Source organism: SAR202 cluster bacterium (assembly GCA_016872285.1).
In the GTDB taxonomy this organism is placed as follows: domain Bacteria; phylum Chloroflexota; class Dehalococcoidia; order Lucifugimonadales.
The window spans coordinates 49,335-62,531 of the sequence record VGZZ01000005.1 but is presented as its reverse complement, the minus strand read 5'-3'; the positions used below and the strand labels follow the sequence as shown (position 1 = coordinate 62,531).

Genomic DNA, 13,197 nt, shown 5'->3' with positions numbered 1-13,197 from the left:
GGTGGCTGGCGCTAGTTTTCTGGTACAAAATGTGAAGAGGAAGGAGCGAGGCCAGTGTAAGGTGTGGCAGAGCCTGGCGGACGGAGCGTAGTGCTAGGGCTTCACCCTCAACCTGCGCCTTCCCCCATCAAGGGGGAAGGAATTTTCTTGGTGGCGCTCAGTCCTTAGCTAAGCCACAATTCTCCACTGGCATCAGGCGTTCAAGTGAAGAGAGGACCAGAAAGGGCTTTAGGTAGGTAGAAAGTGTTGTTGTAGGACTTTCAAGAATACCTTCATGCGAATGTAAAGGATGGAGTATTATGGCTAATTTTCATACGCTTACGGTGAGTTCGGCGAGCACGGGGATAAAGGGGAGGTGTGTGACCAGCGCGCGGACGAACCATTTCGTGGTCGATGACGTGGACTATGTGGGCGGGCCCAACGAGGCGATTACGGCGGGGGAGGCGTTCTTTTCTGGGCTGACGGCCTGCGCGGTGCTGATGCTGCAACGGCTGTCGAGGGAGAAGGAGTACCCGCTGTCCGGGGTGTCGGTGTCGCTGGACGCGACTCGCGACACGGAGAAGGTACACGAGGTGCATTCGATATACGACCGGGTGCGCATGATGTTTGAGTTGGTGGGGGTGGACAAGACGCAGGCGAAGGACTTAGTGGACACGTATCAGCGGCGTTGACCGCTTTACGGATCGGTCGCCGTGGCGACCCCGGAGACTAGGGTGGAGTATGTGGTGAGGAAGGGGTAGAGTCTAAGCGAGATTTTTAAATAGCTATTCTCGTTCTTAATCGAGGCGCCCTCATCACCCTTAGTCCCTCTTCTCCCGACTACGGGAGAAGAGGGAAAGAAAAATAAGAGCACCTCATCACCCCCTATCCCCCTCTTCTCCTTTGCAATAGGAGAAGAGGGGGTACCAGACAGGGGGACCAAAAACCACTTGTTGTAGTACTGCCGCTATTTGACTACTTATTCCTGCCATCATGAACGGCTGGCGCTTTGTGGTTGAAGTCCTTCTTTTATTGGGTCGATTTCCAGCATGCGGAGGGACATGAGGCGGCCGAAGTGGAACTGAAGGGTGTAGGCTACGTCTTCCAGGGAGACGGGTTTGCCTAGAAGGGCCTGCATGGAGGCAACACTTTTATCGGTAATGCCGCAGGGGATAATGTGCTGGAAGTAGGAGAGGTCGGGGGAGACGTTGAGGGCGAGGCCGTGGTGGGCGACGCCCCGGCTGATTTTGACGCCGATGGCGCCGATTTTGGCGTCTTTGACCCAGACGCCGGTGAGGCCTGGGATGAGGGTGGCCTGGAGGCCGTAGTCGGCGAGGGTGCTGATCATGACCTGCTCAAGGGTGCGGACGTATTTAAGGGGGCCGCCCCAGTCTCGCAGGTTGACGATGGGGTAGGCGACGAGCTGGCCGGGGCCGTGGTAGGTGACCTGGCCGCCGCGGTCGGACTCGACGACCTGGACGCCGAGGGTTTGGAGGCGCGCTTCATCTAAGAGGATGTCCTGTCGCTGGCCTCGTCGGCCAAGGGTGTAGACGTGGGGGTGTTGGAGGAGGAGGAGGGTGTTGGGCCGCTGGGCGCGGGAGACCTGGTCTACGAGGTGTTTTTGGAGGTCCCAGGCATGGTGGTATTCGATTAGGCCGAGGTGGGCGACGTGGCAGAGATCCATATCAGTACCTTGTAAGAGAAGCTAACCTTGTTCTTAAGCGGGATACCTTCATCCCCTGGCCCCTTCTTCCTGCTGGAAGAAGGGGAAGAGAAAAAGAGGAACCACAACCCCCTCCTTCGGCCAGGCTCAGGACGGCGTCTAACTCCCTCTTCTCCTTTGTAATAGGAGAAGAGGGAGAACCTGAGGGGATAGCCCGAACCCGTCGGTTCAAAAGGTTCGCGTTTTTCATAAGCCAATCCACAAGTATGAGTCAGGCATACAGAGGGGATAGACGGCGATCGCTGATTAGTGGAGGGGGGTGTCTGCGCCCATGCGTTCCAGCTTGCGTTTGACGGACTGGAGGAAGGTGCCGACCTCTGCGCCGTCTAGGATGCGGTGGTCGAAGGAGAGGCAGAGGTTCATCATGGAGCGGATGGTGATGGCGTCGTTGATGACGACGGGACGTTTCTGGATGGTCTCGGTGGTGAGGATAGCGGCCTGGGGGTGGTTGATGATGGGCCGGCTGATGATGGTGCCGATGGCGCCGGTGTTGTTGACGCTGAAGGTGCCGCCCTGAACGTCGGCGAGGGTCAGCTTGTTCTGGCGGGCGCGGTCGGCCAGGTCGCGGACGGCCTTGTTGAGGCGGGCGACGCTCATGGCGTCGGCGTCGTGGATGACGGGCACGACGAGGCCTTCGGGCGCGGCGGCGGCGACGCCTATGTTGATGCGCTTCTTGAGGATAATTTTGCCGTCGCGCCAGGTGGAGTTAAGGAGGGGATGCTCTTTGAGGGACTCGACTACGGCTTTGATGACGAAGGGGAGGGCGGTGAGGTCCACGCCTTCGCGGCGCTTGAAGTCCTCTCGAACAGCCTGACGGCGCTTCACGAGTTCTGTAACATCGGCTTCGATCATGGCCCATGCGTGGGGGATTTCGGCGGCGCTGCGGGCCATGTGCTGGGCGATGGTGCGCCGGATGGGGGAGACAGCGACTTCTTCCTCGTCGGCGCTGGGACGGGTGGGGGTTGAGGGGGCTGGTGTGGGAGTCCGGGCCGGGGCCGCGACGCCGGCTTTGGGGCGGGACTCAACGTATTCGAGGACGTCTTTCTTGGTCACGCGGCCTGCCATGCCGGTGCCCTTGACCTGAGCGAGGTCTATGGCGTGTTCTTTGGCAAGTTTCATGACGATGGGGGAGTAGAAGCGTTCTTCGGTGGCGACGGAGGCGCCAGCCGGGGTCTCAGAGGGCTGGCCGTTGGGGCCTGCGCCGCCGCCGGTAGGGCCGACGCCAAGGCTGTCTTCGACTAGCGTGCCGATGGTGTTGGGGGTAGAGGGCGCCGTGGGAACCGTGGCGGGCGCGCTGTGGGAGGACGGCTGGGCCTGGAGGGCGGCAGGGTCAGAGGTCTCAAGCTCGGCGATGGGGGCGCCCATGGGGATGGTGGCGCCTTCCTGGGCGAGGATGCGGGTGATGACGCCGTCGTAGGGAGAAGGGACCTCCATATTGACCTTGTCGGTGACGACTTCAACGAGGGGGTCGAACTTGGAGACCTTATCGCCGGGCTTTTTCAGCCACTTGTCGATAACGCCTTCGACGACGGACTCGCCCACCTGGGGAAGCTCGATGAGGATTTTAGCCATAGCCTGCTAGTAGGCCGCCAACTCGCGGAGGGCGGCGGAAATCTTGTCGGGGTTGAGCATGTAGGCGCTTTCGAGGGTAGGAGCGAAGGCCATGCCCGGGGCGTCGGGGCCGCCGATGCGATGGATAGGCGCGTCGAGATACTCGAAGGCGTCGGCGGCGATGATGGCGGCGACTTCAGCGCCGACTCCGCCGATGACGTTGGCCTCGTGGGCGATAAGGACCTTGCCGGTCTTCCTGGCGGAGGCGAGGATGGTGTCCTTGTCCAGGGGCCGCAGGGTACGGAGGTCGACGACCTCCACGCTGACGCCCTCTTTTTCCAGCCGGGCGGCGGCTTCCAGGCTGTAATGCATGGTGAGGCCATAGGAGAAGAGGCTGATGTCGGAACCCTGCCGCTTAACGTCGGCGACGCCGATGGGGATGATGTAGTCGCCGTCGGGGACTTCGCCACGGACGGCGCGGTAGGTCTTTTTGTGCTCGAGGAAGATGACAGGGTTGTTATCTCGAATAGAGGCTTTGAGGAGGCCCTTGGCGTCGTAGGGGGTAGCAGGGGTGATGACCTTGAGGCCGGGGGTGTTGTAGAGATAGCCTTCGATGCTCTGGGAGTGGTAGAGACCGCCGAGGACGCCGCCGCCGTAGGGGATGCGGACGACCATGGGGACGCTGAGGGCGCCGTTGCTGCCGTAGTGGGCGCGGGAGGCCTCGCCGATGATCTGGTTACAGGCGGGCCACCAGAAGTCGGAGAATTGGATTTCTGCGATGGGGCGGAGGCCCTTGAAGGCGAGGCCGACGGAGATGCCGGCGATGGAGGCCTCGGCGAGGGGGGTATCGATGACGCGGGCTTCGCCGAACTCTTCGATGAAGCCCTGGGTGGCGAGGAAGACGCCGCCGCGCTTGCCGACGTCCTCGCCCAGGACCATAACGCGGGAGTCGGCGCGCATCTCCTCCAGCATGGCTTCACGGATGGCTTCGATGACAGATTTTGCGGCCATAGAAGCTCCCTTTAGAGTCTTACGCTAGTTTTTTGAGACTGAATCGGAGAGTAGGGAATGGTTGGTATTAATGCTCGAATTGTGTCCACAGGGTTTCAACCCTCATCTCGCCACGGCGAGTCTTCAACCTGCGCCTTCTCCCACAAGGGGAGAAGGAATTTCCTTGGAGCCGAGCAGTACATTTTTGCGCCTCAAGTGTGAGCTACTGCAGGACACTTAGGGAGAATAAACGTGGTTTAGGAGGGTGGAGGGATCAGGCCAAGGCTCCTTCTCCGCCGCCTCGGTGGCCTGGTCAATCTTCTCTTTTACCTGGGCCTGGATAAGCCGGTCTTGCTCGTCAGTGATGACTCCGTGTTCGAGGAGATAGGAGCGGAAGATGGGTAGGGGGTCACGGCGGCGCACGAGGTCCAGTTCTTCCGGGGTGCGGTACTTGCGGTCGTCGTCGTCGGAGGTGTGAGGTTTCAGACGCTCGACCTTGAACTCGAGGAGGGTGGGGCCGCCGTCCTTGGAGCGGGCGCGCTGGATGGCCTCGCGGGTGTGTTTTATGACAGACAGGATATCCATGCCGTCAATGGAGTAGCCGGGGAAGCCGTAGCCGGGGGCGCGGTCGGCGAGGTTGTCGATGGCCATCTGCTTTCGTTGGGGGACGGATATGGCGAGCTTGTTGTTGTAGCAGATAAAGACAATGGGAAGCTTATGGATGCCGGCGAAGTTCATAGCCTCATGGGCCTCGCCCTCACTGGAGCCGCCGTCGCCGAAGGAGACGAGGACTACTGTGTCCTCGCCCAGGGTCTTGCAGCCCAGGGCGTAGCCGGTGGCATGGCAGAGGCTGGAGCCGACAACATTGGAGTTGATGATGATGGGGTGTTTGGGGGAGTAGCCCTGGAAGAGGAACTGACGGCCGGCGTTGAAAGCGTCAGCGGCCTTGCCGTAGTGGGCCACCATGATATCCAGAGGCGAGAGGCCCAGCATGAGGCGGAGGGGAAGCTCGCGGTAATAAGAGAAGAAGAAGCATCCGCCTTCCTGGAGGGCGGCAAAGGCGTTGCCGACGGAGGCGGACTCGAGGCCCTGGCAGGAGGCTAGGAGGGGGACTTTGCCCTGGCGGTTCAAGGCCCAGAGGCGTTCGTCCAAGCCACGAGCCAGGACCATCTTGGAGTAGAGCTCGAGCATCTGGGAGTCGGAGACGCTCAAGTCGTGGTGGGGCAGTGATGCGCTGTGGCTGGTGGCTGGTCGTTCTTTTAGCTGGGCCATGTTAACCTCCCAGTCGTCTGAAAAACACTTGGGGGCATTTGATGTGCCCCCAGGAATTTTCCGTGCGTATGTGTCTCAGGGCCGAAGCCCTTGGTAATTATGATAGCCTCAATAATTATCCTCATGAATTGCGCTGTGTAATGAATTGGTTGATGCAAGAGATACGCTATCCCAGATTAGCGGATGAGAGCATAATTCGATTCTAGCCAAGGGGTAGGGGCAAGTCAAGGATAAACTGCGAAGGAAAGCCAGCCTTTTGTGCGCTACGTAAAGCAGCTATAATCTGGCTGGCTGGCCGTCGATTAGGGCTAGTCTTAAAATGGGCAGCTAGTTATTCCAGCAGAGGTGCGCATGGCAGAGGAGTTTAGAAAGGCAGCTACGACCGCTGAGATCCCGCCGGGGAAGCTGAAGGTGGTGGAGATAGGGACGGAACGGGTTATGATTGTGAACCTAGGCGGGGAGTTTTACGCTGTCGGGGAGGAGTGCACACACGCGGGCGGGCTGCTTTCGGAGGGGTATTTTGACGGCCACCTGGTGGAGTGCCCGATACACGCGGCGATATTTAATATCAAGACGGGGCAGCCGGAGTCGCCGCCGGCTGACGAGGCGTTGTCTGTATATGAAGTGAGGGTGAGCGGAGAGGACGTTTTGGTGGGGAGGAAGAAGTAGGTGGGCGTTGCAGGGATGGTCGAGGTCACCTCGCCCCTACAAAAATAGTGGATTCATCCAGCCTAAGATGAGGCCAGGTTTGATGTGAGAACAGATTCTTCGACTAAGTCCTTCCGAGTACAGAAGGACTTAGCTCAGAATGACAAGAATGCGTTTAGGCGTTGGCCGTGGGGTATTCGGTGGTGACGACGGTGTGGATGCCGCCTCGGACTTTGTAGTCCAGGGTTATTTTCATGCTGCGGGGGCGGCATAGGGCGACGAGGTCGTTGAGGATGCGGTTGGCGGCGTGCTCCTGGACGATGCCAACGTCTCGATACGAGAACAGATAGTACTTAAGGGACTTGAGCTCGATGACTTTGTCCGACGGCGTGTAGTGGATGGTGAGGACGCCGTAGTCGGGGAGGCCGGTCCAGGGGCAGACGGCGGTGAATTCGTCGGTGTCGATTTTGACTTCAGCCGGCTGGTCGGGGTATTCGTACTCGAAGGCTAGTAGGCATCCGGTGTCGATAACCTCCTCGCCTTTCCATTTGATCTCCCTGTCCAGGGACAGGTACTGCTCTTTTAGCTCAGGAATTTTCGCCACTAGAAGCCTCCGATGCGGAGTAAGTAAGGTCTATTTTAGCCGATTAGCTGGTCGGCGATAGCGGGATTGTCGGCGCGGAACTGGTCCTGGACCTGGCGGGCAGCGACTTCGAAGGGATTCTGTCGGTAGCCGTGGCGGGCCAGGAAGAAGAGATAGGCGAGGAGGAAGAAGATGCCAAGGCGCTGGGCCTGGCGGGTGTGCTCGCGCTCGTGCTGCCAAAGGTGGTTGGGCGGAGGCCGGATGGCGATGAGGATATGGCCAAGGGTTATAGCGGCGTAGCCGCGTTTGGCGAGGAAGAGGTGGGCGAAGCCCCGGTTGCCGACGCAGAGGAGGACGCCGCCGCGGAGGCCGAGGGAGGGGAAGGAGAGGAGGGCCAGGGGGAGGCCGAGGACGGTGACGGGGAGGCTCCAGAGGAAGCCCCAGATGGTGAGGGGACGGTTGTAGGGTTTCATTTTATAAGATGGCCTGTCTGCGGGAACGACATGTTGGTTTGGGGATGAACAGGGAGTGTTGGCTCTGATGAGTGTCTTGTAGTGCTAGGGATTCACCCCTCATGCTACGCCTTCTCCTCCCTCGGGGGTACTCGGGACAGGCACAAGGGGAGAAGGAATTTCCTTGGTGCCGGTCAGCCCTCTTTATATGCTTCAAACCTCGACAAGATCTAAGCATTTTGAGAGAGAAAGGAATTTTCTGGACAGAGCAATCACTCAAGATATCGAGGCTCAATGACATCGGGCGGTTAGCGGAGTTCTTTGGGGAGGACGAAGGTTACGTCTTCATCGACGCCTTTGAGGGTGGAGACTTCCTCGGGCTTGAGGGCTTCTATGACCTCTTCCACCAAGATTTCCGGGGTGGAGGCGCCGGAGGTGATGCCGACGCGCTGGACGCCCTCCAACCACTCGTTTTTCAGTTCGTTGGCGCCGTTGATGAGGTAGGCGGGGACGCCATAACTTTCGGCCACCTCACGGAGGCGGTTGCAGTTGGAGGAGTTCTCGGCGCCGATGACCAGGACCAGGTCCACAACTTTGGCGAGCTTTTTGACGGCCTCCTGGCGGTTGGTGGTGGCGTAACAGACGTCGTTGCGGATAATGGCGCTGGGGAAGCGTTCCTTGATGCGGCCGATGGCTTTGGCGGTATCGTCCACGGAGAGGGTAGTCTGGGTGAGGACAGCGATTTCCGTGTTGGGATTCCAAGATGGGACGTCGTTGACGTGACGGTCGTCGATGAGGAGCATGGGGGACTGGCCCATGGTGCCGCGGACTTCGGCGTGGCCGCGGTGGCCAACGAGGACGAGCTTTTTGCCTTCTCGGCTGTACTTGAGGGCCTCGTTGTGAACGCGCGTAACGAGGGGGCAGGTGGCGTCGATGACGCGAAGGCTCCGGTCTTTGGCCTTCTGGAAGTCTTCGGGCGGCGAGCCGTGGGCGGAGAAGACGACGGTGGAGCCGGGGGGGATTTCATCCACGTCCTCGACGGTGATGGCGCCTTTCTTTTCGAGGGCGGCGACGACGTAGGGGTTGTGGACGATCTGGTGCTTTACATAAATGGGCGGGTTAAAGCGCTCGAGGCAGAGTTCAACGACTTCGATAGCGCGGACTACCCCGGCGCAGAAGCCCCGGGGTGCGCTAAGGACTACTTCCATGACTCGCCTTCCCATTTAGGTTCAGAGGTCATGGTAGCATCAGGGAGAGTTAGTGGGCAAGAAGAAGTACGAGTGAAGATAAGGTTCCTTGGATAGTTGGCATTAATTGCGGATGGTTGACAGGAATTGCGGACGGCAAGGAAAGTGGAGTGTGTCACTGATAAGGCTAGCGGAGTTACCGTCATAACTGATTCTTCGACTGCGTCGGAGCACCGACTTCGTTCAGAATGACAGAATACTTCTTTTCATAAGCCACAATCCTCAACTGGCGACAGACGTTCAGGGAAGAGTGGTGTTAGGAGGAATGGGCGGAAAGGTAGCATCCGGAGGCGAGGAAGGAGTAGGGCGAAGGCTTTGCCTGTTTTTGCAAGAGAAGCGTCCGCTGGCTGGCGGTCCGATGGCCTTTTGAAGCGAATTTGGGCGTGGAGGGCGGGATGAAATAAGGGCGAGACTTCCCAATTTTCTGGTCCAGGGTTGACTTGACGCAGCCCGATGGAAAACGGCTTTTAGGGGAGTCCTCCAAAGAGTCTTTGAATTCGACTATATCCAGAGCGGCCTTGATGATGTCCTGGACTCGGGCAACCTGTTTTTCGACGGTAGAGATGGGGAACTGGTTAGGGAGGGGCTTCCTGATCTCTAGGATATAGCCGCCGTCGAGGGTGCGGTACTCGAAGCCGTCTTTCAGGGGGAGCCAGTTGCCGCCAGTGATAGCGCGGCCTGGTATTTGGGGCAGGTGGGAGTCCGCCGCGCCGTGGCAGCGGACTACGATTTCGGAGGGGAAGCTGAGGTAGATGCCGCAGGAATATCGAGGAGCTTTGCGGCGGGACTTAAGCTGCCAGCCCATCCAATCGCCGATGCTGGCGGGGGAATGGCCTTCGTTCTTGCCGGCGCTCAAGCCTTGAGCTTCCAGCGCCCATCGAACTTGCATCAGGAGGCTGACAACGCTTGGGAGGTCGCTGGATGTGGGGGCGTGATGGAGCTTCTCGACCGCGAGGCCGTTCTCCTTCAGGAACTGTCGAAAGGTTTGAATGAGGCCGCGGGTACGTAGAGCGTCTTCCATGCTGGAGGGGCCGGCTGGCAGCGACTCGTCGATTTCTCCTAGGAGCTGCGAGGCCCTAAGCCAGGAGGATTCAAAGGTAGAAGACGCCTTATGGGACTGCCCGCCGAAGGGGGTGAGGAGAAGAAGGGTGGCGCGCACGCCTTGCCGCGCTCCCTCATTGGCTAACGACGCGTGGAGAGCGCGAACTTGGGGAGCAAGCCGTTTTGGGTTTGCCCGCTTAGACTCGGTGACCTTCAGGAAGGCGAGGAGTCCGGGGGCGGTGATAATGATGTCGGGTTCACCGTCGGCGTGGTCAGCCATGGGACTCTCTATATCCCAATCGCCCTGCAAATGAAGATTGGCGTCCGGGAACAAGCGGTTGAGGAAGTCGGAGGCGATGGGGGAATGGCTGGCCCGTTCGTGTTGGAGGAGCTTTTTTATCACAAAGACCAGGGCCGCGGCGTAGAACCTGGCCGCAGGCGGCGGGTGGGGAGGCCTCTGGCGCCCCATTGGAGGAAGGCCTGGAATAGATTTTCGCGGGCGGGTACCTGGGCCACAACTGCTCCGAGGGTAGTTTTCATAACTTTAGCAGTGGTTAGATGTGGCAGGTATCAGCCGTTAAGGGGGCGCGGCACTGTACGAAAGGGCAAACTTGGAGCTCCCTGCATTGATGAGCTTTGTCTGAAAAGCTAGCCTTGGCTTTAACCGAGAGGCCCTCATCACCCTTTATCTCGCCACGGCGAGCTTACAGCCCTCTTCTCCCAACTACGGGAGAAGAGGGAAAGAAAATAAACCACCACAACCCCCTCCTTCGGCCCGCCTGAGGCGGGCTCGGGACAGCGTCTAGCTCCCCCTGCGCCTTCCAGGCCGAAGGGGGAGAACCAGAATGGGTAACGCTCGCTTCAAACCACTAGTCTTACCTGAACGCAACTGTACGAACTATGAAAGTCTGAAGGCCGAACAGGCTCATTAGGGACGAAACTAATTCTAATGCGCGTTTAGCACGTCCAGGTATTTGAGGCCGGAGCCGGTGTTCATGAGGATGATGGTCTCGTCGCCTTTGAAGAAGTTTTGCTTGAGGAGTTGTTTGAGGCCGGCCAGGGTGGCGGCGCCCTCAGGGCATGCGAAGACGCCCTCGGCGGCGCCTAGCTCTTTCATGGCGGCGACCATATCGCGGTCAGGGACCGGGAGGGCTGTGCCGCCGGTCTCGCGTAACACTTTGAGGATTATGTAGTCGGCGAAGACACCGGGAACGCGGAGGCCGCTGGCGAGGGTGTGAGCGTTGGGGTAGGGCTCGGCCTTGTCGGCGCCCTCGCGGTAGGCTTTGACGAGGGGCTGGCAGCCTTCCGCCTGGATGGAGACAAACTTGGGCTGGGGCGAGTCGATCCAGCCTAGCTCGCGAAGCTCGTTGAAGGCTTTATGCATGCCGACGATTCCGGTGCCGCCGCCGGTGGGGTAGATAATGGCGTCGGGGGCCCTCCAGCCCAGGTCGATGGCTAGCTCCAGGGCCATGGTCTTTTTGCCTTCGGCGCGGTAAGGCTCGCGAAGGGTGGATAGGTCGAAGAGGCCTTCTTTTTTAGCCTTTTCCTGCGAGATGCGGCCAGCGTCGCTGATGAGGCCGTCGACGAGGTTGAGGTTGGAGCCGAGGACCTGGCATTCGATCTTGTTGGCGTCGGGAGCGTCCTTGGGCATGAAGACATAGGACTCGAGGCCACCGCGGGCGGCGTAAGCGGCCAGGGCGCCGCCGGCATTGCCGGCGGTGGGTATAGTGACGCGCATCTGGCCGACCTCTTTGGCTTTGGAGACGGCGGCGGAGAGGCCTCGCGCTTTAAAGGAGCCGGTGGGGTTGAGGCCTTCGTCCTTGAGGTAGAGGTTCTTGAGGCCTAGCTTTTTGCCGAGGCGCTCGGCTTTGAGGAGGGGCGTGCCGCCTTCGCCCAGGGAGACGACGTTTCGCTCATTGAGGACTGGCATAAGCTCGAAGAAACGCCACATGCTGTTGCCTCGGCCCTGGAAGGCTTTGGGGGTGATTTCGCGGCGGGCTTTGGGGAGGTCGTAGCGGGCGAAGAGGACCTTGCCACAGTCGGGGCAGGTGCGGATGGCCTGGGCGTGGGGATGGGTCTTGCCGCAGGCGGTGCATTCCAGGTGGGTGAGGTAGCTCTTCATCAGCCAGGCGCTCCTTGAGAGTGATACATGCGGTATTGTATCATGGCGCCAAGCGTAAATCGGGACTGAGTTAGACTTGCTCAAAAAGGAGACAGTAATGCCTACAATCGTTGAAGAGTATGTAAAGAAGCACCCCAAGGCGGCGGCGCTGTTCAAACAGTCAGCGGAGACGTTTCCGGACGGCGTCACGCACGACACGCGATATATGACGCCCTTCCCGCTGTATATCACCGAGGCCAGAGGCGGCCTCAAATGGGACGTGGACGGCTTTGAGTACGTCGACTATGTATCGGGTCATGGGGCGCTGATCCTGGGTCACTCGCATCAGGCTATCGTAAAGGTGGTACAGGACCAGATGGCGAAGGGCACGCACCTGGGGGCGAACACGGAGTATGAGCTGAGGTGGGGCAAGGCAATCAAAGCGCTGATGCCGTCGGTGGAGAAGATACGGTTCCATAGCTCGGGCACCGAGGCCACCCTGATGGCGATGCGTATGGCGCGGGCGTACACGGGCAAGAACAAGATTGTAAAGTTCCAGGACCACTTCCACGGCTGGCACGACTACGCTATGGCCGGCGGCGACGGGAGTCCTGGCGGCATTCCGGCCAGCACATGGGAATCGATGGCGGTGGTGCCGTCGGGGGACTTGCAGGCGCTGGACAGGCTGCTGTCGAAGGACAAGGACGTGGCCGGGGTTATCAGCGAGCCGACGGGACCGCACATGGGCCAGTACCCGCTGAAGAACCCGGATTATTTGAAGAGCCTCAGGGAGATTACGCAGAAGCATGGCGTGGTGATGATACTGGACGAGGTGGTGACGGGTTTCCGGCTGTCTAAGGGTGGGGCCCAGGTGAAGTATGGCATTACACCTGACCTAACGACTATGGCCAAGATTGTGGCGGGAGGACTGCCGGGCGGCGCTGTGGGCGGCAAGGCCGACATCATCGACATGATTCAGCATCGAGGCGACGCGGCCTTTGACAACAAGAGGCGTGTGGCGCATAACGGGACGTTCAACGCCAACCCGCTGTCTGCGGTGGCGGGGTACACGGCCCTGGAAATGCTGGCCAAGGAGCCGATAAACGCCAGGGCTGACGCCACGGCGGCGGAGCTTCGCAAAGGCTTGAACGAGGTGTTCTCGAAGATGGAGGTGCCGGGCGTGGCCCACGGGGTGTCGTCGCTGGTGCTGATAGCCTTCGGCGTCGAGAGCGACCCGGAGGAGGTGTGGAAGGTGTCATCCGAGAAGCTGCACCATGGGGCCAAGGCCGGCGCGCTGCCCAATTTCAAGAAGTCGATGATCAACAATGGCGTGGACATTATGGGCGGACGAGGGTTCATCGTCAGCGCGGTGCATACGAAGAAAGACGTGGAGAAGACAGTGGGTGCCTTCGAGAAGACGCTGTCGGCCATGCGGAAGGAGAACCTGGTGTAGGTTCCGTTGATTGAGAGTTTGTTCAGGCCGCAGGCTGCACGCTTGCGGCCTGAATTGTTTCAAGGGGCAGGGGATATTCGCAGCGTGGAAGGTGACCATAATACTTGCATTGTGCTTCTAGGGTTTTACCCCTCACCTTCCCGATTAGCATCGGGAT

Annotated in this window: 12 protein-coding genes; 3 read left to right on the top strand and 9 right to left on the bottom strand. The window is 59.7% G+C overall.

Going from position 1 to position 13,197, the window contains the following annotated elements; all coding sequences use genetic code 11:
- The first annotated feature begins 299 nt into the window (after positions 1-299).
- A complete protein-coding gene (locus tag FJ320_02995; protein ID MBM3924943.1) occupies positions 300-671 on the top strand; it encodes a hypothetical protein in 372 nt (123 codons plus the stop codon).
- A gap of 299 nt (positions 672-970) precedes the next feature.
- Here FJ320_02995 and lipB read toward each other — a convergent pair whose 3' ends face one another.
- From lipB to FJ320_02975, 4 genes are all read right to left on the bottom strand, one after another.
- Positions 971-1,663 (bottom strand): lipoyl(octanoyl) transferase LipB, encoded by a 693-nt coding sequence (gene lipB / locus FJ320_02990; GenBank protein ID MBM3924942.1) that lies wholly within the window; start codon positions 1,661-1,663, stop codon positions 971-973.
- A 285-nt stretch (positions 1,664-1,948) separates the two neighbouring features.
- Positions 1,949-3,274, bottom strand: coding sequence for a 2-oxo acid dehydrogenase subunit E2 (locus tag FJ320_02985; protein MBM3924941.1), 1,326 nt, complete (start codon positions 3,272-3,274; stop codon positions 1,949-1,951).
- Positions 3,275-3,280: 6 nt separating this feature from the next.
- A complete protein-coding gene (locus tag FJ320_02980; GenBank protein ID MBM3924940.1) occupies positions 3,281-4,264 on the bottom strand; it encodes an alpha-ketoacid dehydrogenase subunit beta in 984 nt (327 codons plus the stop codon).
- Between the two features lie 216 nt (positions 4,265-4,480).
- Positions 4,481-5,515, bottom strand: coding sequence for a thiamine pyrophosphate-dependent dehydrogenase E1 component subunit alpha (locus FJ320_02975; protein ID MBM3924939.1), 1,035 nt, complete (start codon positions 5,513-5,515; stop codon positions 4,481-4,483).
- Positions 5,516-5,866: 351 nt separating this feature from the next.
- Between FJ320_02975 and FJ320_02970 the strand changes: the two genes are divergently transcribed.
- Entirely contained in the window at positions 5,867-6,184 is a 318-nt protein-coding gene (locus FJ320_02970; GenBank protein ID MBM3924938.1) for a non-heme iron oxygenase ferredoxin subunit, read from the top strand.
- Between the two features lie 154 nt (positions 6,185-6,338).
- Here FJ320_02970 and queF read toward each other — a convergent pair whose 3' ends face one another.
- The 5 genes from queF to FJ320_02945 all read right to left on the bottom strand — a co-directional run bounded on the left by queF (position 6,339) and on the right by FJ320_02945 (position 11,608).
- Positions 6,339-6,734, bottom strand: coding sequence for an NADPH-dependent 7-cyano-7-deazaguanine reductase QueF (gene queF / locus FJ320_02965; protein MBM3924937.1), 396 nt, complete (start codon positions 6,732-6,734; stop codon positions 6,339-6,341).
- Between the two features lie 68 nt (positions 6,735-6,802).
- Positions 6,803-7,219 (bottom strand): hypothetical protein, encoded by a 417-nt coding sequence (locus FJ320_02960; GenBank protein MBM3924936.1) that lies wholly within the window; start codon positions 7,217-7,219, stop codon positions 6,803-6,805.
- Between the two features lie 287 nt (positions 7,220-7,506).
- On the bottom strand, positions 7,507-8,406 hold the full coding sequence (ispH, locus tag FJ320_02955; GenBank protein MBM3924935.1) for a 4-hydroxy-3-methylbut-2-enyl diphosphate reductase: 900 nt from the start codon (positions 8,404-8,406) through the stop codon (positions 7,507-7,509).
- Between the two features lie 295 nt (positions 8,407-8,701).
- Positions 8,702-9,955, bottom strand: coding sequence for a hypothetical protein (locus FJ320_02950; protein ID MBM3924934.1), 1,254 nt, complete (start codon positions 9,953-9,955; stop codon positions 8,702-8,704).
- Between the two features lie 477 nt (positions 9,956-10,432).
- Positions 10,433-11,608, bottom strand: coding sequence for a threonine synthase (locus FJ320_02945; GenBank protein ID MBM3924933.1), 1,176 nt, complete (start codon positions 11,606-11,608; stop codon positions 10,433-10,435).
- Between the two features lie 97 nt (positions 11,609-11,705).
- On the opposite strand from FJ320_02945, the gene FJ320_02940 reads away from it, so the two are divergent.
- Positions 11,706-13,040, top strand: coding sequence for an aminotransferase class III-fold pyridoxal phosphate-dependent enzyme (locus FJ320_02940; protein ID MBM3924932.1), 1,335 nt, complete (start codon positions 11,706-11,708; stop codon positions 13,038-13,040).
- Positions 13,041-13,197: the final 157 nt, after the last annotated feature.

Coding starts and splice junctions, on each gene's coding strand:
- FJ320_02995 (MBM3924943.1), top strand. CDS start 300: ATGGCTAATTTTCATACGCTTACGGTGAGTTCGGCGAGCACGGGGATA.
- lipB (MBM3924942.1), bottom strand. CDS start 1,663: ATGGATCTCTGCCACGTCGCCCACCTCGGCCTAATCGAATACCACCAT.
- FJ320_02985 (MBM3924941.1), bottom strand. CDS start 3,274: ATGGCTAAAATCCTCATCGAGCTTCCCCAGGTGGGCGAGTCCGTCGTC.
- FJ320_02980 (MBM3924940.1), bottom strand. CDS start 4,264: ATGGCCGCAAAATCTGTCATCGAAGCCATCCGTGAAGCCATGCTGGAG.
- FJ320_02975 (MBM3924939.1), bottom strand. CDS start 5,515: ATGGCCCAGCTAAAAGAACGACCAGCCACCAGCCACAGCGCATCACTG.
- FJ320_02970 (MBM3924938.1), top strand. CDS start 5,867: ATGGCAGAGGAGTTTAGAAAGGCAGCTACGACCGCTGAGATCCCGCCG.
- FJ320_02960 (MBM3924936.1), bottom strand. CDS start 7,219: ATGAAACCCTACAACCGTCCCCTCACCATCTGGGGCTTCCTCTGGAGC.
- ispH (MBM3924935.1), bottom strand. CDS start 8,406: ATGGAAGTAGTCCTTAGCGCACCCCGGGGCTTCTGCGCCGGGGTAGTC.
- FJ320_02950 (MBM3924934.1), bottom strand. CDS start 9,955: ATGGGGCGCCAGAGGCCTCCCCACCCGCCGCCTGCGGCCAGGTTCTAC.
- FJ320_02945 (MBM3924933.1), bottom strand. CDS start 11,608: ATGAAGAGCTACCTCACCCACCTGGAATGCACCGCCTGCGGCAAGACC.
- FJ320_02940 (MBM3924932.1), top strand. CDS start 11,706: ATGCCTACAATCGTTGAAGAGTATGTAAAGAAGCACCCCAAGGCGGCG.